Raw genomic sequence first — 21945 nt, 5'->3', positions numbered from 1 at the left:
GTAAACTTCTCTCACGTGCTCACTTAATTACAGACCCAGTTAAGTGAGGATAGTCCTTGCATGGCTGTGCCATTTTTAATAACTAGAAGATTAAAATAAAAAAGGATTACTTATTTTAGTTGATAGTAAGTTTTACCTCACTCAACCAAAATAAATAACCCTTATATTTCTAAGTCTATTTTAATGTATCGCTTAAAATAGAGTCCCTTATTAAGGACTCTATATCGGTGATTACATTACTGTAATAGGTACTGCTTGAGCAGTATACTTAGTCGTCATCTCATGCGTAGGAGGAGCAAATCGAGTTAAATCGATACCCTCTACTGCTGACTTGTACTCTTCGATTGTAGGGAAACGACCAAGCATCGTTGAAAGTACAACTAACGGTGTAGAGCCAAGCAACGATTCGCCTTTTTTCTCAGCAGTATCTGCTACAACACGACCTTGGAATAAACGTGTTGATGTTGCAATAACCGTGTCACCAGGTTCAGCTTTTTCTTGGTTACCCATACATAAGTTACAGCCTGGGCGTTCAAGGTACATGATGTTTTCGTACTTAGTACGTGCAGCATTTTTAGGTACAGCATCGTCAAATTCGAAGCCTGAATATTTTTGTAAAATCTCCCAATCGCCTTCAGCTTTAAGCTCATCAACAATATTGTAAGTTGGTGGTGCAACAACTAATGGAGCTTTAAATTCTATCTTGTTACCTTGTGCTTCCATATTACGGAACATTTGAGCGATAATTTGCATATCACCTTTGTGAACCATACAAGAACCAACAAAACCTAGGTCAACTGATTTATCAGCGTAGTATGAAACAGGGCGAATAACATCATGAGTGTAACGTTTAGAAGCATCGTCGTTGTTTACATCTGGATCAGCAATCATTGGCTGGTCGATAATATCTAAATCAATTACTACTTCTGCGTAGTATTTAGCATTTTCATCTGGTGCTAATGCTGGCGTAGTGCCTGATTTTATTCCTTCGATACGTTGGTCAGCTAAGGCGATTAAACCGTTAAGTGTTTTCGCTTCGTTTTCCATACCCTTGTTGATCATTATCTGGATACGGCTCTTAGCAAGCTCAAGTGATTGAATTAATGTTTCATCTTCAGAAATACAGATTGAGGCTTTTGCCTTCATTTCTGCAGACCAATCAGTAAAGGTAAATGCTTGGTCAGCTAATAATGTACCGATATGCACTTCAATGATACGACCTTGGAAGACATTTTCGCCATCAAATTGCTTAAGCATTTGCGCTTGAGTAGAATGAACTACATCACGGAAATCCATGTGGCCTTGCATCTTGCCTTTAAAAGTAACTTTTACAGACTCAGGGATTGGCATAGCCGATTCACCTGTGGCAAGTGCGATTGCTACTGTACCCGAGTCAGCACCAAAGGCTACACCTTTAGACATACGAGTATGCGAGTCACCACCAATGATAATTGCGCGATCGTCTACGGTAATATCATTTAATACTTTATGAATAACATCAGTCATTGCATGGTAAACGCCTTTCGGATCACGTGCAGTAATAAGACCGAACTTGTTCATGAATGCCATTAATTTAGGAATGTTAGCTTTAGCTTTGCTATCCCAAACTGACGCTGTATGACAACCTGATTGGTATGCACCATCTACTAGTGGAGAAATAGTAGATGCTGCCATCGCTTCAAGCTCTTGACATGTCATAGGACCTGTTGTGTCTTGAGAGCCAACAATGTTAACTTTAACGCGAACATCTGAGCCTGCATGTAATGGTGTGTTCGATGTTACACCAACTGCGTTGTTATTAAATATTTTTTCAACGGCAGTTAAACCTTGACCTTCATGAGAAATTTCTTTTGAAGTGGCATATACAGGTGGTGTTGCTACGCCAAGTGTTTCAGCTGCGAACGTTTGTAATTTCTTACCAAATGTTACCGCGTAAGAACCGCCAGCTTTCATGAATTCTACTTTCTGTGGTGTAAAGGCTGAAGATATATCCGCAAGCTCTTTGTCACCGTTGTATAATTTTTTCGCTTTGGTATCGATAGTTAATACGGTACCAGTCGCTACAGAATAAGCTTCCTCTAAAACAGCATCACCATTTGCATCAACAACTGCGTTGCCACTTGCATCGACTTTCTTAACCCAGTTTTTAAGGTCAAGACCAATGCCGCCAGTTACATCAACAGTTGTTAAGAAAATTGGAGAAATACCATTAGTACCGGCAACTATAGGTGCAATGTTAATAAACGGTACGTATGGACTTGCTTGTTTACCTGCCAATAGTGCAACGTTGTTAACACCCGACATACGAGATGAACCAACACCCATAGTGCCTTTTTCAGCGATAAGCATGACTTTCGCTTTAGGGTACTTAACTTGTAATGCTTTAATTTCTGCTTGAGCTTCTGGAGTGCTCATGCATTGGCCATGTAATTCACGGTCAGCACGTGAATGTGCTTGATGACCTGGAGATAATAAATCAGTTGAGATATCACCTTCACCGGCAATATAAGTAACTATTTCAACTTTTGCTTCAACTTCAGGTAACTTAGTGAAGAATTCAGCTTGAGCGTAGCTTTCTAAAATATCTTTCGCCAGTGCGTTGCCTGCTTTAAATGCAGCTTCAAGACGTGCTGTATCAGCGTCATATAAAAATACTTGAGTTTTTAAAACTTCTGCTGCTGGTTTTGCTACTGCTGCGTCATCAGATAATGCTAAATCAAGAAGTACTTCAATTGAAGGACCGCCTTTCATATGAGATAACAATTCAAAAGCGAACGTTGGGGTAATTTCTGCGACAACTGACTGAGCTAGAATAATTTCTTTTAAAAATTCAGCTTTTACACCTGCAGCACTGGTTGTGCCTGGTAAAGTGTTATAAATGAAAAAGTTAAGTGAATCTTCGCGATGCTCATTTGCAGAATCTTTAATTTGAGCAATGATTTCTGATAATAGATCAGCAGAATCAATGGGTAGAGGAGCTAATCCTAGCTCATTCTTACGATTTTCAATTTCTTTAATGTACTCTAAATATAGACTCATTTAAAACTCTCTCTAGTTCTAATGGGCTAATAACATTATCATCATTAGCAAGGAAAAATTTTGCTTATAGTTTACCTGATTTTTGAGCTACTACGAATCATTTGATTAAATAAGTACTATTCACCGCAGTGATAACTAATAGAAAGTCTAGTTGTAGTAGTTATGTTGGTATTGTTGTGCGTTGATAATATTGTAAAAGTGAGGTGAATTTCACTCTCAGTCGAAAGGTTTACTTTGCGATATACAGCACAACTGCTCATATTATAACCTAAGTATAGATTGGGCATGGTCATTTATCGATGCTTTTTAGCTGCTACGGTTGGTTAATCTTTTATTAATGGCCTAACTTTTTAAGGACATTTTTCATATGCCTTTTAAAGTTTTTCTCATCTTTTGATAAACCACAGTTAAATTGTGATGTCGTTTTGCCTTGAAGGCCAATAACTGATAAATCTTCAGTTAACGTACAAGTACCGTTATCACCTTTTTTGACACTAAAGCCATTCCCCACCTGACTAGCTGTTGAGCCAATCTTCTTCTTTTGTGTATCTTCAACAAAAGAGTGCGGAACATAACTCGGTGAACCATGCATTAACGAGCCTGTATTAGGTTTAGCGAAGTTTTGCATGGCTTGGTCGATTATTTGCTGATTAATTTTATCTTTAAGGCGAGATAAATTTTGGGAAGTTGTGTGGTGTTTTACCTCTTCAGGCTGTTGTTTTTTTAGCGGAGCAGTTATCGCTTTTATTAAAGGACTTGATGGTTTAATTTCTATCTTTTGCTGTGCAACGTCTTTAATGGCTAATTTTTTTTGTGCTACTTTTTTCTGTTCACTATCAACGGAAATGACTTTTTCTTGTTTATTTTCAATCGGTTTATAATAGATAAAACTATTAATAGGTACTATTTTTGGTGTTTTGGTGAAATTATCGATCGGTTTGTCTTTCGTATTACTTAACAGTAAAACAACAAAAATATGGAAAATAATAGAGAAAAAAATAGCAAACTTATAACCTTGTATTGTAAACCTCCTTGTAAATACCGTTTTTATATACCTGTTTACGTTATTGATTTTAATAAAAGCACTTATTATTAAACATTCAAGTTAACGACTTATTACTCGGCTAAATAGACCATAGATAAAAAGGTAAGTTCATCTTCTTGATGGTTTTTATAATTAAGTGGAATTTAGCCAGAGTTAAGGTTGTCCATCAACCGAAGTTAATTTATGTTGATTTTCCCTTAAAGCGCACAAGGTTTATTTACATATTGTGCACTTTACATCAATAACAGATTTAACTAAGGATAATGACTACTGAGTTGGGCTGTTAATTAAGCTTACTGTCCTGCCAAAACTTAGTGCCTTTTATTGTTGCCTGCAGGGCTAAGCCACTTTCAGTAAAAGTGTAGACAGTTACATCACCGTAATACATTTCTCCTTCAACTGAACCGCCTTTATCACCCGCTTTTGCAGCGGCATCAACATTACCACCAAAGCTCCAACCTTGATTAACAAAATCATTCATTGCTTGTGCCGTATGAAATACCATAACAATACGGTAATCTTTAACACCAAGACCAAGGCCTATACCACCTTCAGCCATATTCATATAAGTATATTTAGCTGAATTATTACTTTTAACAACACCATAGCCTGTACCAGCTGCCATAAATATTAAATTGATATTAGCATTCGAAAAGACAGCATAACCTGCCGCTGAATTAATTTGGCTACGGGTATCTGGTTTATTAGCAAAAAGTTGGTTAAGCACCGTATCTTTCATCGTTATAATTTCTTGCTGTTGTTCTGCTTTACTACCATCTCCCATTGAAGCACAAGCAACCAAGGTTAAGCTAAGCATTAAAGAGAACAATTTTTTAATTGAGAACATCGTTTTTTTCCTTTTGTAATTGATTATCTACAGTTTAGAGCAGTGTTAACTTTTTTATAAGTCAATTTAATCAATAGTAGCTATTTGTTTTAGTGTCATTGAAAGGTTTGTTACCAACTCGCTTTTTTGTCACTTTCGTATAAGCGCCAAACAAAGCCAATACCGACGCTGTAAGTAATGTCTTCTTCATAAAGAGGACTATTCTGGTTGGCTGCACCTTGATGAAATTGTGCTGAGCCAGTGATAAATGCGCGGATATTTTTTCGTATGGGTAATGACAGACCCATAGAAAGTTCGGCGCCCAAATAGCCTCCTTTGGCATTATATTGTTGGCGATTGCTATTGGCGAATTTGCGATCAACTTGATAAAAGTAATCTTGTAATTTTTCAGTCGCAAAAGTTAAGCTAAAAGCGATATTTAAGCCTACTTCTTTAAAAATTGCACCACGCTGTTGGTATGAAATGGTTGGCTCTATAACAAAACCACGATCGTCGATGCGATCAAAATCAGTAGAAAATACCGCTCTTGCTTGCAAGCGAGCTTTGAGTCTTGCATCTCCACCTTGTGAAAATTTATAGTCTTTAATGCGATAAATTAATTGTGGCCCTATTTCAAATAAGAAGTCTAATTCAGGCATACCAGCTCGAGATGTATTGTCATCACTGTCGGCAGAGAATGCACCGCCAAAGGAGAGGTCTAATTCAAAATCACTTGTTTCAACAACAACTGCACGCATGCCATCACCACCCCCAACCCGAAATACATCGCCCCGATAAACGACATAGGGCGCGGCTAATGCAATAAAATTTCGCTCGCTTGATGCCGGGTAATTAGCGACTTCTATAGCGCCACCACCAAGTCCAAACTCCCATAAAGGCTGACTTTCGTTGATGTTCTCAAAGCCAGTTAGCCCGCGAACAGGGGACTCGTCTTTGTCATTAGCAATAACGGGCGATACGAAGATAACAGCAGTAAAAATCGCTAAAAAATACAGTTTTATAAAAGACATTCAACAACCTTGTTAGTAATAAAAACTTTATATATTAATCGTAAACCATAGTGTGCGGTGATTAAAACTATTTTAATTATTTTAGTGGTAGGTGTTTAATGTCGATACTGAAAAAAAATGTTCGTTCGATAGATAGCGTTCCTGTGGCGACTTAATAAATAATTCAAAATATTTTTTACGGATAAAATTCTTATACTTGCTAGTAATCATAACTCGTTACAATTGAATGTTTAATAACCCTCAAAAGCTATTTGTATCTTACTTGCCGATCCGGATAAAATGACATTAATTATAATTATAAAACAACGGACCGTTATGCACCTCAATTCACTAGCAACTTCATTATTATTATCACTATTCTTAGTCACAGTGTTAAGCGCTTGTAATGAAGAAAAAGTAGCAGACAAAGAAAAGAAAGTTTATCAGGTGCCCGTAGAAACTACTCTTGTTGACAATAGAACTATCACTAATACTTATCGAACAACTGCTGTGCTTGAAGCAAAAGCTGAAAGCAAAGTCACCAATAAAGTCACAGGCATGATTAACAAGATATTAGTTGAAGAGGGAATGTCGGTTACCAAAGGACAAATTTTAGCTGAAATTGATTCTGAAAATTATTTATTAGAACTTGAACGTACCACTATAGATGTCGATTCTGCGGTTGCCGAATTTAACCGCAGTAGACCAATAGATGGTGAACAACTGATATCGGTTAAAGATCTAGAGAAGCTTGAGTTTTTAGTGAAAACAAGAAAAAACCAACAAAAAGTGGCGGCGATACAAGTACGTGATTCAAAGGTAAGAGCGCCAATATCAGGTGTTATTGCTTCAAGAATGGTGAAAGAAGGCAATATGACCGCTAATGTTGGTGGTGAAATGTTTACCATTGTTGCGCTCGATACCTTACAAGGGGTTGTTTATTTACCCGAATCTGAAATGAATAATGTTCATGTTGGTCAACAAGCGTATTTAAACTTTCCGGCAAATGCAAAAGAAGTTCCTGCAACGGTTGGCTTAATCTCACCAATCATTGATACCGAGTCGGGGACTTTTAAAGTGACCTTAAAAGTTAATAATGATAACCATGTCTTAAAACCAGGGATGTTTGCCAAAGTGTCACTAACACTTGATGTTCATGATAACGCGCAAATTGTGCCACAAAATGCCTTGCTTGTTACCGACACTGAAACCAGCTTATTCGTTATTCAAGATAATAAAGCTAAGAAAGTTACAGTGGTTACCGGTTTTGAACAAGATGGCTTTGTTGAAATATTAACGCCACTAAATGCCCTTGAACCGGTAGTGATTGTCGGTCAGCAAGGTTTGAAAATTGATAGTGCTGTAAAAATAATAGGTGAAGAAGAAACCCAAAAGAAGAACGTTGAACTAACTACTGATAATAACGCCGTTAAGGAAAATGCTGATAATCAAGCAACACAAGACTAATAAGTTGTGAACTAGCTTTTACCTAATCATTAAATCTAAAGGAATTATTATTCATGAGTATTGTTAGTACTGTGGTTAAACGCCCGGTAACAGTAGCGATGTTTACCCTCGCTGTGATGTTATTTGGCATGGTGGGTTTTTCTCGACTCTCTGTTGCCTTGTTGCCCGATCTTTCTTATCCAACGTTAACCGTAAGAACCGATAACGCCGGCGCCGCACCTGCTGAAATAGAACAATTGATCAGTAAACCCATTGAAGAGTCAGTTGGTGTTGTTAAAGGGATACGCAAGGTTCATTCTATCTCAAAAGCTGGACAGTCCGATGTTGTTATTGAGTTTGAATGGGGCGTGGCGATGAACTTTGCGACGCAGAATGTCCGTGAAAAGCTTGACATAATTGCCTTGCCAAAAGATGTTAATAAACCCATTATTTTACGTTTTAACCCCGCACTAGACCCCATTATACGTTTAGGGCTGTCCACTGAAAATAAGCATCCTCGGGCATTAAAAAAGATACGTACTTTTGCTGAGCAAGAAATAAAACGACAGCTGGAAACTATTTCAGGTGTTGCCGCTGTGCAGCTTGGTGGCGGTTTACAGCAAGAAATACAGGTTGTATTTGATCAAGAAAAAGCTGCGCGCCGAGGTATAACAGCACAAAGTATTGTTGCACGTATCCAAAGTGAAAATATTAATATGTCGGCAGGTCGTGTTTACGATGGTCAGCAAGAGTATTTAGTTCGAACAGTGAACCAATTCGTCTCACTCGAGCAACTTGGCAATATGATTGTTAAGCAAGCCGATGGCAAAACTATTTATCTTAAAGACATAGCACAAGTTATTGATGGCGAAAAAGAACGCACCGATATTACTCGTATCAATAATAATGAAGCGATAGAACTGGCCATTTATAAAGAAGGCGATGCTAATACGGTAACCGTAGCAAAAGCGGTAAATAAAAAATTAGCCGAGCTTGAAGAAACTTTACCCGAAGCACTGACTTTTACGGTTATTTATGACCAATCTGAATTTATTGTCAATGCGGTAGACGAAGTGAAAAGTGCGGCTATTATTGGCGGATTACTTGCCATGTTGATTTTATATTTATTCTTGGGTAACTTTTTCAATACGATTATTATTTCACTAGCGATACCTATTTCAATTATCGCGACCTTTAATTTAATGTTTGCTAATGACATTAGTCTTAATATTATGTCGTTAGGGGGCATTGCCTTAGCGGTTGGCTTATTAGTTGATAATGCGATTGTCGTGCTAGAAAATATTGCGCGCTATCGCGAAAAAGGCGCCAGTATTATTGAAGCGGCAATAAAGGGTACCGATGAAGTCTCGGGCGCTGTTATTGCTTCTACACTGACCACTTTAGCGGTGTTTTTTCCTTTAGCTTTTGTGACCGGTTTTGCCGGGCAATTATTCAGTGACCAAGCGATGACGGTGACTTTTGCGTTACTCGCTTCTTTAATCGTGGCGCTAACCTTAATTCCTATGCTGGCATCACGTCAATTTAGCCAAAATAAAGAAATGCCTACAAATGATAATAATGATGACTCATTAGAAAAACAAACCGATAAAGTGCCGCTAACTAGAAGAAAGAAAGTCGTTAATATCGTCGTGCACATTTTGGCCTTTCCGCTTTTATTGGTTTTTAATTACTTACCTTTATTATTAACCAAAACCTTGTTATTGATTACTAATTTAATCACTAAGGTCGTCAGCTTTATTTTTAAACCGGCACATAAAGCTTTTAGTTATTATTTTGAAAAACTAGCGTCAGCCTACAGTCGGTTATTAAAAGTCGCCTTGCAAAATAGAGCTATTTTAGTGGCACTTAGTTTAGTGTTTGCGCTGGCGGTCAGCAGTTTATTACCAAAAATTGCGGTTGAACTTGTTCCTGAAGTGGCAAAGTCGGAATTTACTATCGAGTTAACCTTGCCACAAGGAACGCCCATAGATGTTACTGATCAACGGCTAAAAGACCTTGCTGCGACTATTGCCGAAGATAAACGAGTCAAGCACAGCTATTCGTTAGCAGGTAGCGGTAGCTTAATGATGAGCTCAGCCAGTAAAGGCGGTGAAAACTGGGGACAACTGTTAGTGGCACTTTACAGCAGTGATGATCTTGAATCAGTTAAAGCTGTGGTTCGCGCGAAAGTTGCTCAAATGGCTGATGTCACCGCTGAAATAGCGCAAACAGAAATGTTTACAACAGAGCGTCCTTTGCAAATTATTTTGTCAGGATACGATCTGGTGGCTTTGAAAAAATACAGCGACCAATTAATGCAAACAATGTCGATGGATAATCAGTTTATTGACCTAAACAATAGTTTACGCGCCGGTCAACCTGAGTTAAAAATCAGCTTTGATAATGAGCGCTTAGCAAGTTTAGGGTTAAAAGCGTCTGATATAGCCGATCAGTTAGTCACTAAAATTGCTGGCTCGGTGGCGAGTAAATACAACTTACAAGACCGACAAGTTGATATCCTAGTGCGCGCCGATGAAAACGCGAGAAATTCAGCACAAGCTATTCGTCAATTAACGGTTAACTCGCAGCAGGCCAAATCATTACCACTAGCCGCCGTTGCCGATATTACCGAAAGTATTGGCCCTAATGAAATCAACCGTATTGACCAAAGTCGTGTTGCTATTATTTCGGCATCACTGGCTTATGGCGACTTATCTGCAGCGGCCGCCAAAGCCGAAAATCTAGTGAAAGAACTCTATTTACCTTTTAATATTAAAGCACGAGTCGCAGGGCAAAATGAAGAAATGGAAAGCTCTTTTTCTTCCTTAATGATGGCGTTAGCGTTAGCGGTATTCCTTGTTTATTTAGTGATGGCTTCACAATTTGAGTCGTTATTAAATCCATTTATTATTTTATTCTCTATTCCATTAGCCGTGTTAGGTTCGGTATTAGGCTTATATGTTACTGGGACCAATATCAGCGTTATCGTACTCATAGGTATTATTATGCTAACGGGTATTGTGGTGAATAATGCCATTGTTTTAGTCGATAGAATTAATCAGTTACGTCATCAAGGTGTTGATAAACTTGCTGCTATTATGGAAGCGAGTCGTTCACGTTTTCGCCCGATTATTATGACATCTTTAACCACTATTTTAGGTTTAGCGCCGTTGGCATTTAGCAGTGGAGAAGGCTCTGAATTAAGAGCACCTCTTGCCATTACGGTAATGAGCGGCTTACTGGTTGCAACAATGCTAACGTTACTTTTAATTCCTGTTTTGTATAGCTTGTTTGACCGAAAAACCTATATTGTCGAAAGCGATGAACTTGACAATGATGGTTTTGAAAGCCAGCAAGCTAATAGCGCATCGTCTAATAATGTAGCCGAGGCGTAAGATGACAAATTCAACGTCTAAAAAGAAAACAGCTAAGCAAAGCATTTTTGACTTACCAGTAACTGTTTGGTTAACCGCTTTAGCGATAAGGCGGCCTGTTACCACGGCTATGTTGATGTTGTCGCTTTTTGTTACTGGGCTTGTCGCCAGTAAATTATTGCCACAAGAAAGCTGGCCATCACTGAATATTCCGATGGCTTTTATTAATGTGCCGTATAACGGCGCCACACCTGAAGAAGTTGAACGCTTAATTACCCGGCCGATAGAAGAAGCCGTTTCGACTTTAGGCGGTATTACTGAAATGCAGTCAAGAAGTCGGGCCAACGGTGCTTCTATTCAGGTAATGATGGATCTTAGTAGTGATCTCGATAGTAAAATATTAGAGGTACGAGAAAAAGTCGATATGGTGCGCCATCTTTTACCTGAAGACGTGCAAAACGTAATGGTACAAAAGTTCTCTACTGAAGATCTACCCATCATGAGCTTGGTGTTATCGGGTAATAAAGATCTCTCCACCGCTTATGACTTTATCGATAAAAAACTGAAAAACCCGCTAGAAAGGCTTCAAGGTGTCGGTAAAGTTGAAATGCGTGGCGTTGTTCAACCCCATATAGAAATTCATTTGGACAGTATTAAGCTCGCGATGAATCGTGTTGATCAAGCAAAGTTATTGCAAGATCTACGTGACAGTAATTTTTTAGTGAAGTCAGGCTCTATTCTCAATGGAGGTAGAAAGTTCAGAGTTTCTCCTGACGGTGAATATCACAGTTTAGACGACATTAAAAACTTTCAAGTTAAAGTGGGTGTTCGGTTAAGTGAAGTAGCGACAGTGAGTTTAACCGCTCCTCCTAAGAATAGCGAAATTAGAACAGATAGAAAGAAGTCAGTTGGCTTAGAAGTCTTTAAAGAGTCTGATGCTAATGTTGTCGAGGTGACAAATAACATTGTTGCTTTAATTGAAGTGCTTCGCCAAGAAGATGACTTTAAAGCGATTACCATTGGAATTAAAGATAACAGCGGTGAAGAAATTCAAGAATCATTAGGTGATTTGTTAAAGGCGGGCGCCTTAGGTATTGTCTTGTCTTTTATTGTTTTATTTATATTTTTGCGCAATAGCCACATTACTTTTATTGTTGTTGCTTCTGTGCCTATTTCGTTAAGTTTTGCCTTAGCTGGCATGTATTTTATGGGCTACACCTTAAACATGCTCTCACTGGCGGGGCTTTTTATTGCCGTTGGTTTACTGATTGATAACTCCGTCGTTATTTGTGAGAGTATCCTTCAACAACAAGATAAAGCCTTAACCTCAATAGACAAAATTCTTCATGGTGTTGATAATGTCAGTATTGCTATTATCAGTGGCACACTCACCACCACCATTGTATTTATGCCTTTGCTGATGGGTGAAAAAAACTTTATTACCATCTTAGTTGAGCAAATAGCCGTGGCGATTTGTTTACCTTTATTGGCATCATTAATTATTTCAAAAACCGCCATTCCATTAATGCTTAGTCGTGTTAACAAAAAGGCCTTGTCGTCAGTTGTTACCCAAGGAAAATTAGATCGCTGGTATCGTCCTAATTTAACAAGAATACTGACTCACCCTAAAACAACCGGGGTTTTCATTTTATTACTTTGCATTAGTGGTGTGTTAACCAAGCAAATGGTCAATATTAATGGCGAAAAGGGTAAAACTGTCAAAGAAATCAATATTGTCTATCATATCCAAGGGCAACAAAAGTTAGCTGATGTCAGTAAATTAGTCGATGAGATGGAGCAGTACTTATACGATAATCAACAAGCCTTCGAGTTTACACAAGTCAATAGCCGGATTTGGTCAGATTTTGCCATGTCTCGCATAAAACTTAACGATGGTTATTCAAAAACACTTTATGATTTAAAAGCAGAGATTAAAAAAGGTTTCCCCGATACGGCCATTGCAGAACCATCATTTGACTGGTCAGAACAAAAAGAAAATTTGGTCAAACTTACTTTAAACGGCAGCTCAACCAAGCGTTTAATACAATTGAGCGAATCTGTGATCAGTCAGTTGAGTAATGTTGAAGGTTTTGCTGAAGTTGGCATCGATAACGAAGATAAAAACATGGAGTTAGTACTGCGTATCGACCGAGAAAAAGTGTCACGTTTAGGTTTAAACACCCAAGATATCGCTAGTCGTATTTCGAGTGCACTGCGTGGGACTAACTTGCGTTCGTTTCGTGATGCTAAGCTAGGTGAAGTTGATATTCGCTTGGTCTATCACGCTGAACAGGCTGTGCCGCTCGAACGTATTAAAGAGTTACCTATTTATGAGAGTAACGGCAGAGTTATTACTTTACAGCAACTCGTTGTTTTTGACACGCAACCGATAATGCAACAAATTACGCGCTCAAACAGAAGAACCACCTTAGGAATTTCTATTAATTTAGCTGACTTAAGCCGTGTTGAAGCCTCGATGAAAATTAAAGAAGTGATGGAGAATATTGTTTTTCCTTCGGGTTATGATTGGAACTTAGGACGCCAATTTGCGCAAGACGAAAAAGCAGCGAAAGACATGATGATGAACATGATGCTTGCTTTAGCGCTTATTTTTATTGTTATGGCAGCGCTGTTTGAATCACTATTAATGCCAATCGCTATCTTGTCTTCGATTGGTTTAGCTTTTATTGGTGTTTACTGGACCTTTGCTATTTTAGGCATGGGGTTGGGTGAAACAGGCCTGATCGGTATGTTGATTTTAATGGGTATAGTGGTGAATAACGGTATTGTCCTCATCGATCAAATCAACAAGTTAAAAGTAGACGCTGAGAATATAATGACGCCGATTATCGACGCTTGTGTTAGCCGTATTCGGCCAATATTTATGACAGTTGCAACAACTATTATTGGTATGGTGCCGTTAGCATTAGCATCAAGTGATAGCCAAGCTTACCCGATGGCGGTTGCCATTATTGGAGGTTTGTTGTTTTCAACCTTTACCAGTTTGTTTTTGGTACCGTTTTGTTATTTGATGCTGGTTAAATTGGGCGAACGGTCAAGCAAGCGTTTTTCTATCGCCAAAGCCTTTGCCGATAAAAAAATTCCATTATAGTTTATCACTCGTATCGTTTCATCGAGGGGGATAAGAGTAAATGTTAACTCCCCCTTGTGCGATAAATATTCTATAATAAAGATATCAAAAAATTTCCGAGTTATCCCATGGAATACGAATTTATAAACGACCCTACTACTCGCTATGCAAAAGCAAAGTTCTCTTTTGAACATGAAGTTTTTGGCCCTTGGCTTGAAGTTGAAGTAGGTAACGATCCACAAAAATTAACCGCGTTGTTAACGCTCATCGATAAAGCCGAGCACGCAAGTGCACAAGAGCAGGAAATTGTTGGCAGTGAGTACACGGTTAGAATCATTGAAAAAGATGTTTCGATTGCCGCTAACGCGAGCTTAAATGGTATTGAAGCTTTACCTGAAGCACTCAGTGCTGATGATATAGACTTTGACGATCAAGAGTCAGCAAGTTGTGGGCTAGAAGACTTTCGCGAATTATTATTGTCTTGGGCAAGATTCACCACACGTTAACTCACTCGGTTAACCTCAAGTTATTCATTCATTATTGATAGATGAATAACGTTTTCATCCTATTTACGCTTTTATTATTTATAGCTTTTCTGATAACAATGACTTTTGGCACTGTTGTCTGACGCCACTTTTTTTTATTCTTTTACAAACTTTGTAGGAGAATAAAATGCCGATAACACGTAAAACCCCTTTCGAACTTTCTGAGCTGACTATTGATAGATCTCCGCAAACTAAAGCTGCGGGACTATCAGGTAACTATACTAGTATCTTGATTGTTACGTTACTCAGCACAAGTTTATATTTTGTCGGTCAGACACTGTTTTTTCCAACAAGTGCTGCTGAAATTATTAATCACCTTGAAACTGATAACAAACGAGTAAATGAGTCAGTTAACGTCGATATTAAACAACATTTCCCTACCACCCATGATGTAAATACAGCAGAACCCATAAATAACAGCGTACTTGATGCGAGCGGCCATGTGGTTGCGAGGCGCATAGCCACAGTATCTTCTCGTGTAACGGGTAAGCTAAACCGCTTAAATATTGAGGAAGGACAAACGGTAAGTAAATCAGAAATACTCGCCGAACTTGATGATAAGCAAGCATCGATTTCATACCAACTTGCTTTAACGGAATTATCGGCAAAGCAAGCGGGTTTTGACGAGTTCACTTTACTTTTCAAACAGCAAAATCAGCGATTTAAGCGTGATCAGACGCTGGCCAGCAAAAAGCTGATCAGTGAGCAATTACTTGAAGACAGTGCCTTTAAAAATGCACAACTCGCCATCCAAATACGTCATAAAAAAGCCATGGTTGACTCCGCAAAGCAACGAGTTGAATTGGCGCAGTATCAGTTAAATCAGCATAAAATTCGCGCGCCATTTGATGGTGTCGTGATCAGTAAAAATGCCCAAGTGGGTGAGCTTATTTCAGCGGGATCTTCTGGTGGTGGTTTTATTCGTACCGGTGTCGGCACTATTGTTGATATGAGCTCGTTAGAAATTGAAGTTGAAGTAGGTGAGAGCTATATCAATCGCGTTTATCCTGGACAAAAAGTATTCGCTAGATTAGATGCATATCCGCAGTGGAGTATTAGCAGTGAAGTCGTTGCTGTTATACCTACCGCAGATCGTCAAAAAGCGAGCATTAAAGTCAGGGTGAAATTGTTAACAGCAGATCCTCGGATTTTACCTGATATGGGGGTGAAGGTTAGCTTTATGAAAAACGATCAACGCTCGTTAGATGTTTTCCCTAGTAGCTCAAATAACCACGTAGATATAGCCGCACTTTAATGAAAGCCTCTCTGCAGATTTTAGGAAAAAATGATGAAAAATAGCTATAACATTACATTAAAAAATATTAACAAAAGTTACCAGAAAGGTAAAAACACGGTAGTCGTTCACCACGATTTTAACTTAACGATTAAATCAGGTGAGTTTGTCGCATTAATGGGACCATCAGGTTTAGGAAAAAGCACCTTATTGCATTTAATGGGCGGCCTTGATCAACCGACATCAGGTGAAGTGATTATTGGTACACAGCGTATTGATCATTTAAAGCAATCGGCATTAACCCAATGGCGCGCTGAAAACATTGGCTTTGTTTTTCAGTCACATCATTTATTACCGGTGTTAAGCGCGCAGGGTAATGTTGAACTGCCACTCGCGTTAACCTCGTTAAATAAAAAGCAACGACAAGAGCATGCTAGTTATGCGCTAGAGCTCGTTGGCATGAGTGAGCGTGCTAGTCATTTCCCCAAAGAGTTATCTGGTGGGCAAGAGCAGCGAGTTGCTATTGCACGCGCTATTGTCAGTGACCCACATATATTATTATGTGATGAGCCAACGGGAAATTTAGACCGAAAAACAGCCAATGAAATTCTGGCATTACTTGACCAACTTAATCGCGATTTTGGTAAAACCATTGTTATGGTTACACATGATAAAAAAGCAGCTGACTACGCAAGTAGAGTGATTAATTTAGAGTCTTATATTGGCGAAGAACATAACTGTCATATGAGGGAAAGCAGATGAACCTACTGATATTAGTTTGGCGGAACAGCTTTCGTAAAAAAGTACGTTTTTGGTTAACCTGTACTTCTGTCATGGTGGCTTTTTTCTTATTGACGACCTTGTCTGGAGTGGATCAGGCGCTTACGGCTAATGTAAGCAGTAGTAATCAATACCGTTTAATGACCAGTCATAAAATATCAATGACACAATCTCTCCCCATTAACACTCAACAAAAGATTGCGGCATTACCGGGCGTAAAACAAGTGAGTTATGCATCTTGGTTTGGTGGGTACTTTCAAAATGAAAAAAATCAACTACCCGTAACTGCGGTTGACCACCATCATTATTTCAATTTATTTGATGAATATATAATCCCTAGTGAGCAACTAGCGCAATGGAAAAAAACGCGCACAGGTATTGTTATTGGTCAGGGACTTGCTGATAAATATGGTTGGAAAATCGGTGATACCGTGCCATTAAGCTCTTCTATTTGGATGAATAAAAGTGGTTCATTTAATTGGTCGTTTACCGTTTCTGCCATTTACCAAACAGCTCAGCATTCATCTGCTGATAATAAAGTGTTTTTCCAACATGCTTATTTTGATAAAGGCCGTGCTTATGCTAATAATTCTTTGGGGTGGTTATCGACTGAAATAACTGAAAATGTCAACGTAGATGACGTTATTGTTGCTATCGATTTATTGTTCTCACATACCAACAATCCAACCCGTACCACGACTGAACAGGTTTTTATTAAAGAACAAGCACAACAGTTTGTTGATATGGCTATGGTCATTAACCTTGTGGTTATTGCGGTATTCTCTACTTTATTACTGATTGTTTGCAATACCATGATCCAAACTATTCGTGAGCGTAATAATGAAAGCGCAATGATGAAAGCTTTAGGGTTTTCAGCGACACGTTTAATTCAAGGTGTTTACCTAGAGGCTTTGTTATTAATTGGCTTAGGCGCTTTGGCGGGCAGCATTCTTGCCTCTTTATCTCTAGCATTGGTCGGCCAGAGTTTTAATGATTTTTTACCGGGTATATCGATTGCGCCAAGTCATTATATAACCGTATTTGCCTGGGTAAATACTGCTGCCGCTTTTTGCACTGTATTTCCGGCGGTAGCGATTAAACAACTTGTTATCAGCAAAACGTTAGGAGACAAGGCATGAATATTTCATTAAAGGCGCAGCATTCATGGTTTATCAATATAAAACAAGCACAAGCGTTAACGGTTATTAATTTTAAAAGTTTCCCGCAGCGTATTATTGCTTCTATGGTGAGTATATTAAGCATTGCTTGTGTTGCTGGCGTTATTTTAAGTGTTCTGGCAATGACTGAGGGAATGATGAAAACACTGGAACGTACTGGTTTAGATAATACCGTATTAGTGATGCGCGCGGGAGCCTCTTCAGAATTGCAAAGTGTGATGTTTCCAGTAGAAGTTAATATTTTAGCGAATAATCAAAAAATTATTAAAGATGAACAAGGGCTGGCGCAAGTATCGGCTGAAATGTTTGTTAATGCTGAAGTGACTTATATTTCTAATCTAGATACCGTAGATCAAGAAATAGAAACGAAAAGTTTAGCGTTGCGAGGTATCAGCAAATCGACTCAACAATTTCGCCCTAATTTTCGTTTAGTCAAAGGTGAAATGTTCGCTACGGGTGTGCGTCAGCTAATTGTTGGTCAGGCAATAACGCGTAGAATGCCAGAGTTAATTGTTGGCAAAGTTATCACCTTAGGTGGAGCAGCGTGGACAGTCAGCGGGATTTTTTCTGATGGTAATAGTGTTTTTGAATCAGAATTGTGGGCTGATATTGGCATGGTACAGAGTGATTATCGTCGAGGAAATACGCTACAGTCTATCCGCTTAGCATTAAAAGATATTAGCGATTTACCACAATTAGAAAAAGAGTGGCAGGACGACCCTAGGTTAAACATTCGAGTGTTAACAGAAAAACAATTCTTTGCTGATCAAGCCAGTAACTTAACACGCTTAATTCGTTGGTTAGGTTTTCCTATTGCTATTATTATGGCGTTAGGCGCAATAGTGGCTGCACTTAATACCATGTATGCCGCCATAGCAAGTCGCTCTAAGGAAATAGCTACGCATAAAGCGATAGGTTTTAGTCCTTTTGCAATTTCAATGTCGATTCTTTGTGAAGCCTTGCTCATTGCTTTTGTTGGTGGGGTGTTAGGCATACTACCTTTATATTTTGTCTTTGATGGCTGGACGGCTGCCACGCAAAATGCCAGTAATTTGAGTCAAATGATGTTCAATTTTGATATTACGGTTTTGTTGATGATTAAAACAATGTCGTTAGCGTTATTGATTGGTTTATCAGGCGGGATATTACCAGCAATAAAGGCGATGCGTTTACCTGTTACCGAAGCTTTACGTGACTAATCCCCCCTTAGGCACACATTAGTGGTGTTGATGATTAATGTGCTTTGTATCGGTGCTGATACCTTCTTCTTCGGCCAAAAGTCATTTTTTTTATAAGCAAATCATGACTTTTGGCACCTTTTTTTTAGCTTTTGAAACGTTATTATTTAAAATAAGTAAATAGTTAATCACTCAACGACAAGGCAGCCCGTATGTTAAATAAACTCAGTGCTTTATTACAATTTCTCCCGCTTTCACTTTTTTCAATGATTGGTTTTTGGCAAACCGAAACATCCAATGAAAGCTGGTTATTGGCTTTTAAAATAGCTGCATTGGTGGGAATTTGTCAGTTAGTGTTAATCAGTAAACTTAAAATAGTGATGAGCCGTTTAATACTATCAGCGAATATTTATTTGATTTTAGGTGGTTTAGCGGCATTTTTTCAACAATGGTGGTATTTATCGTTTTATAGCATGTTGCAAGAGTCGGCCATTTTTATTGTGATGATTGTTGTTGGTATTACCACCATGCTCTTTTCAAATCATGGTTTTGTTGGGATCAATAAAACACAGATTAAAGAAACTAAAGATCGGATAAACATTAATAAAAAATCAGCTTACTTATTTATCGCCGTACTGATATCGCTCGTTCTATCTTGGTTGTTTAAAGGTAATATCGCACTCTCTGTTATCGCACCTATTGTGATTCTCGCACTCTTTCAACGTTACCTTGTTCATCTTCATAACCAACAATATTCTTATAATGTCCTTTAACCTTTAGGTGCCAGAAGTCATGTTTTACTGCTGTGAAAATGATGACTTTTGGCACCTGTTTAACAAAAGCTTTAGCTTTACACTGATCATGAATTAATAAACAAATTTACTTATCCTCTTTCAATTTATATAAATAAAGGAATCATTATGATTTTTAAAAAATTAATCTCTTTGTCAGTAACCAGTTTAGCGCTTTCTGTAATAAGTGCATTATCGATGATTTTATTATTAAGCCAGCATGCCGTTGCCGCTGACTTAACGGTCAATATCAGTGATATTGAGCAAGGGAAAGGCCACCTTTTAATCGCTTTATATGCCTCAGAAGAAGATTATAAGACAGATAAAGCTAGTTTTTATGCAAAAGTTAAAGCTCAAAATGGCAAGGAAATCGCTATTTTTGAAAATGTACCTGATGGCGACTATGCGATAAAAATGTATCAAGACGAAAACGACAATAACAAAATGGATTTTAATATGATGGGGATCCCAAAAGAAGGCTATGGCTTTAGTAATAATGTCGGCATGTTTGGTGCGCCGAAATATAAAGAAGCTAAATTTATGGTGAAAGAAAACACAGCAATTACGATTGATTTGTTTTAAAATCATATGATTATGAAGTTTTAAATGTGCATGTTAACGGTTTAGACTGCACATTTTATCTAGGTATTTATTTATGTTGAAGTCACCATTACCAGAGCACTTACGCAAAGACTGGCTACTACATTTTTCTGGCTTTATTACTTGGTCAGTTATTTGCTATTTGTCTTTAGTCAATCTTGATTTTGGTCAGACGTTTGTATTGAAATTGTTGGCATTTATTATTTTTTATCTTTCATTTGCATGGATTATTTTTTCTGATAAAAGGGCAGAGTCGAAGATAAATAAACGACTACTGGTGGTTGAAGTAGTTACGGTATTATTGTTAATTTCATCAGATACTTATAATGTTGCCGCTATTTTGTTAGTGTTGATTGCGACGCAGTTACCATCAATGTTTACCCGAAAAAAAGCATTGTTGTTGATGTTTTTTATTACAGTCGCTCATTTTACTATTGTTTATGATGGCAGTTTTATTTCTGGATTTTTTCAGGTCATTATCTATTTTATGCTACAAGTTTTTGGTTTCTCTGCCATAGAAACAATCTTGCGTGAAGCAAAAGCTAAAGAAGAGTTAGCGGCTATTAATCAAGAGTTGTTAGCAACACGATTTATGCTGAAAGCTTCATCGAAAAAGCAAGAAAGATTACGAATATCTCGAGACTTACATGATGCTATTGGTCATCAGCTAACGGCGTTGTCTTTGAATTTAGAGGTCGCTAAACATAAAGTTTCCGAAGAATTTAAACCCTTACTGCAAGAAAACTTACAACTGGCTAAAACACTGCTAAGCAACGTTCGACAAGTGGTAAAAGAAATGCGTGAAGAAGAACAAATAGATCTTGTTTCGTCGCTTGAAAACCTCATTAATCAATTGCCTAATTGTCAGTTAACTGTGAAATCATCCATTGATATTAATTCACTGCAACTAAAGCAACAGCTGATGTTTTGTTTACAAGAAGGTGTGAGTAATGCGCTTCGACATGGCAAAGCGAACCTATTTACTTTAGCCTGTGAAAAAATGGGCAGTAGCTTAGTCATTAACTTGTCTGACAATGGCACGGTTACCAACAAGAATAACGAAAACTTTGGCAGTGGTTTAGCTGGCATGAATGAACGATTGATTGATTTTTCTGGCAAGGTAGATCTTATTGTAAATGACAGTGGTTTCACCTTAAAAATACAAGTAGAGGATTGTTATGATTAATGTTGCGCTTGTTGATGACCAACAGTTAGTTCGACAGGGAATTGCAGGGCTACTTTCGTTAAGTGACGATATAAGTATTATTTGGCAGGCCGAAAACGGCGAACACGCTCAACAAATGTTGGCCAGTGAACCAACGCCTGATGTGTTGTTACTCGACATTAGAATGCCAAAAGTGAATGGTATTGAGTTAGTTAAAATTCTAAGAAGCCAAGGCAGTACCTTGCCTATTTTAATGTTAACAACTTTTGATGATAGCGAACTGTTTATGCAAAGCTTACAAGCAGGTGCTAATGGTTTTTTACTTAAAGATGTTTCCTTAGATAAACTCGTTAATGGCGTTAAAACACTGGCCAATGGTGGTTTTGTGGCTGAGCCCGTGGTGATGAAACAATTAAATAAAGGCTTGAATGAATCTAAAGTTATTGAAGCCTTGTCTGAAAAAGAACAACAGATTTTAAAGTTGGTGGCGGGTGGTTTCTCTAATAAAGAAATTGCTAGTAGTATTTTTCTTGCTGAGGGCACAATTAAAAATCATGTATCAACAATATTATCAAAACTTAATACCCGAGACAGAACACGGGCGGTATTGATTGCACTTAACCAAGGGCTTATTTGACAAACT

The 21945-nt window shown here is 38.2% G+C and carries 16 protein-coding genes; 12 read left to right on the top strand and 4 right to left on the bottom strand.

The genetic code is table 11. The features are described from left to right. Positions 1–231 precede the first annotated feature (231 nt). The 4 genes from H4J76_RS04690 to H4J76_RS04675 form a co-directional block, all read right to left on the bottom strand. Positions 232–3039, bottom strand: a complete 2808-nt coding sequence (locus H4J76_RS04690) for a bifunctional aconitate hydratase 2/2-methylisocitrate dehydratase (RefSeq protein WP_182221783.1) — start codon at positions 3037–3039, stop codon at positions 232–234. 334 nt (positions 3040–3373) lie between these two features. Then, the gene (locus H4J76_RS04685; protein WP_182230188.1) at positions 3374–3667 is read right to left on the bottom strand and encodes a hypothetical protein; all 294 of its coding nucleotides are present in this window, start codon (positions 3665–3667) and stop codon (positions 3374–3376) included. A gap of 700 nt (positions 3668–4367) precedes the next feature. After that, positions 4368–4931, bottom strand: coding sequence for a YSC84-related protein (locus H4J76_RS04680; protein ID WP_182230187.1), 564 nt, complete (start codon positions 4929–4931; stop codon positions 4368–4370). A 110-nt stretch (positions 4932–5041) separates the two neighbouring features. Continuing rightward, complete coding sequence (locus tag H4J76_RS04675; RefSeq protein WP_182213641.1) at positions 5042–5941, bottom strand: MipA/OmpV family protein; 900 nt, start codon at positions 5939–5941, stop codon at positions 5042–5044. Between the two features lie 315 nt (positions 5942–6256). Between H4J76_RS04675 and H4J76_RS04670 the strand changes: the two genes are divergently transcribed. The 12 genes from H4J76_RS04670 to H4J76_RS04615 all read left to right on the top strand — a co-directional run bounded on the left by H4J76_RS04670 (position 6257) and on the right by H4J76_RS04615 (position 21939). Continuing rightward, complete coding sequence (locus H4J76_RS04670) at positions 6257–7387, top strand: efflux RND transporter periplasmic adaptor subunit (RefSeq protein WP_182213639.1); 1131 nt, start codon at positions 6257–6259, stop codon at positions 7385–7387. Positions 7388–7440: 53 nt separating this feature from the next. Continuing rightward, positions 7441–10761 carry an efflux RND transporter permease subunit gene (locus tag H4J76_RS04665; protein ID WP_182213637.1) on the top strand — a complete coding sequence of 1107 codons (3321 nt, stop codon included), beginning with the start codon at positions 7441–7443 and terminating at the stop codon, positions 10759–10761. Position 10762: 1 nt separating this feature from the next. Next, complete coding sequence (locus tag H4J76_RS04660) at positions 10763–13852, top strand: efflux RND transporter permease subunit (protein ID WP_182213635.1); 3090 nt, start codon at positions 10763–10765, stop codon at positions 13850–13852. 107 nt (positions 13853–13959) lie between these two features. After that, positions 13960–14337 carry a YacL family protein gene (locus tag H4J76_RS04655; protein ID WP_070375813.1) on the top strand — a complete coding sequence of 126 codons (378 nt, stop codon included), beginning with the start codon at positions 13960–13962 and terminating at the stop codon, positions 14335–14337. Positions 14338–14503: 166 nt separating this feature from the next. Further along, positions 14504–15631 carry an efflux RND transporter periplasmic adaptor subunit gene (locus tag H4J76_RS04650; protein ID WP_182213634.1) on the top strand — a complete coding sequence of 376 codons (1128 nt, stop codon included), beginning with the start codon at positions 14504–14506 and terminating at the stop codon, positions 15629–15631. Positions 15632–15661: 30 nt separating this feature from the next. Then, entirely contained in the window at positions 15662–16372 is a 711-nt protein-coding gene (locus tag H4J76_RS04645; RefSeq protein ID WP_259377118.1) for an ABC transporter ATP-binding protein, read from the top strand. Beyond that, positions 16369–17529, top strand: coding sequence for an ABC transporter permease (locus H4J76_RS04640; RefSeq protein ID WP_182213630.1), 1161 nt, complete (start codon positions 16369–16371; stop codon positions 17527–17529). The genes H4J76_RS04645 and H4J76_RS04640 overlap by 4 nt, the downstream gene beginning before the upstream one ends. Continuing rightward, positions 17526–18767: an FtsX-like permease family protein gene (locus H4J76_RS04635; RefSeq protein WP_182213628.1), complete on the top strand. Its 1242-nt coding sequence runs from the start codon at positions 17526–17528 to the stop codon at positions 18765–18767. Before H4J76_RS04640 ends, H4J76_RS04635 begins: the two co-directional genes overlap by 4 nt. Before the next feature lie 191 nt (positions 18768–18958). Then, the gene (locus tag H4J76_RS04630; protein ID WP_182213626.1) at positions 18959–19519 is read left to right on the top strand and encodes a hypothetical protein; all 561 of its coding nucleotides are present in this window, start codon (positions 18959–18961) and stop codon (positions 19517–19519) included. A 147-nt stretch (positions 19520–19666) separates the two neighbouring features. Further along, complete coding sequence (locus tag H4J76_RS04625) at positions 19667–20119, top strand: DUF2141 domain-containing protein (protein WP_182213624.1); 453 nt, start codon at positions 19667–19669, stop codon at positions 20117–20119. A 73-nt stretch (positions 20120–20192) separates the two neighbouring features. After that, positions 20193–21323, top strand: coding sequence for a sensor histidine kinase (locus H4J76_RS04620; RefSeq protein ID WP_182213623.1), 1131 nt, complete (start codon positions 20193–20195; stop codon positions 21321–21323). Then, positions 21316–21939, top strand: a complete 624-nt coding sequence (locus H4J76_RS04615; protein ID WP_182213621.1) for a response regulator transcription factor — start codon at positions 21316–21318, stop codon at positions 21937–21939. Before H4J76_RS04620 ends, H4J76_RS04615 begins: the two co-directional genes overlap by 8 nt. The last annotated feature ends 6 nt before the right edge of the window (positions 21940–21945 follow it).

The sequence above is a fragment of the Colwellia sp. BRX9-1 genome, assembly GCF_014077195.1.
Classification (GTDB): Bacteria; Pseudomonadota; Gammaproteobacteria; order Enterobacterales; family Alteromonadaceae; genus Colwellia_A.
This window is presented reverse-complemented; position numbering and strand designations above follow the sequence as displayed.

What these genes read in the sequence shown, in the direction of transcription:
- H4J76_RS04620 (WP_182213623.1), top strand. Translation starts at nt 20,193, where the DNA reads ATGTTGAAGTCACCATTACCAGAGCACTTACGCAAAGACTGGCTACTA.
- H4J76_RS04645 (WP_259377118.1), top strand. Translation starts at nt 15,662, where the DNA reads ATGATGAAAAATAGCTATAACATTACATTAAAAAATATTAACAAAAGT.
- H4J76_RS04685 (WP_182230188.1), bottom strand. Translation starts at nt 3,667, where the DNA reads ATGCAAAACTTCGCTAAACCTAATACAGGCTCGTTAATGCATGGTTCA.
- H4J76_RS04615 (WP_182213621.1), top strand. Translation starts at nt 21,316, where the DNA reads ATGATTAATGTTGCGCTTGTTGATGACCAACAGTTAGTTCGACAGGGA.
- H4J76_RS04650 (WP_182213634.1), top strand. Translation starts at nt 14,504, where the DNA reads ATGCCGATAACACGTAAAACCCCTTTCGAACTTTCTGAGCTGACTATT.
- H4J76_RS04680 (WP_182230187.1), bottom strand. Translation starts at nt 4,931, where the DNA reads ATGTTCTCAATTAAAAAATTGTTCTCTTTAATGCTTAGCTTAACCTTG.
- H4J76_RS04655 (WP_070375813.1), top strand. Translation starts at nt 13,960, where the DNA reads ATGGAATACGAATTTATAAACGACCCTACTACTCGCTATGCAAAAGCA.
- H4J76_RS04690 (WP_182221783.1), bottom strand. Translation starts at nt 3,039, where the DNA reads ATGAGTCTATATTTAGAGTACATTAAAGAAATTGAAAATCGTAAGAAT.
- H4J76_RS04640 (WP_182213630.1), top strand. Translation starts at nt 16,369, where the DNA reads ATGAACCTACTGATATTAGTTTGGCGGAACAGCTTTCGTAAAAAAGTA.
- H4J76_RS04625 (WP_182213624.1), top strand. Translation starts at nt 19,667, where the DNA reads ATGATTTTTAAAAAATTAATCTCTTTGTCAGTAACCAGTTTAGCGCTT.
- H4J76_RS04670 (WP_182213639.1), top strand. Translation starts at nt 6,257, where the DNA reads ATGCACCTCAATTCACTAGCAACTTCATTATTATTATCACTATTCTTA.
- H4J76_RS04660 (WP_182213635.1), top strand. Translation starts at nt 10,763, where the DNA reads ATGACAAATTCAACGTCTAAAAAGAAAACAGCTAAGCAAAGCATTTTT.
- H4J76_RS04675 (WP_182213641.1), bottom strand. Translation starts at nt 5,941, where the DNA reads ATGTCTTTTATAAAACTGTATTTTTTAGCGATTTTTACTGCTGTTATC.
- H4J76_RS04630 (WP_182213626.1), top strand. Translation starts at nt 18,959, where the DNA reads ATGTTAAATAAACTCAGTGCTTTATTACAATTTCTCCCGCTTTCACTT.
- H4J76_RS04665 (WP_182213637.1), top strand. Translation starts at nt 7,441, where the DNA reads ATGAGTATTGTTAGTACTGTGGTTAAACGCCCGGTAACAGTAGCGATG.
- H4J76_RS04635 (WP_182213628.1), top strand. Translation starts at nt 17,526, where the DNA reads ATGAATATTTCATTAAAGGCGCAGCATTCATGGTTTATCAATATAAAA.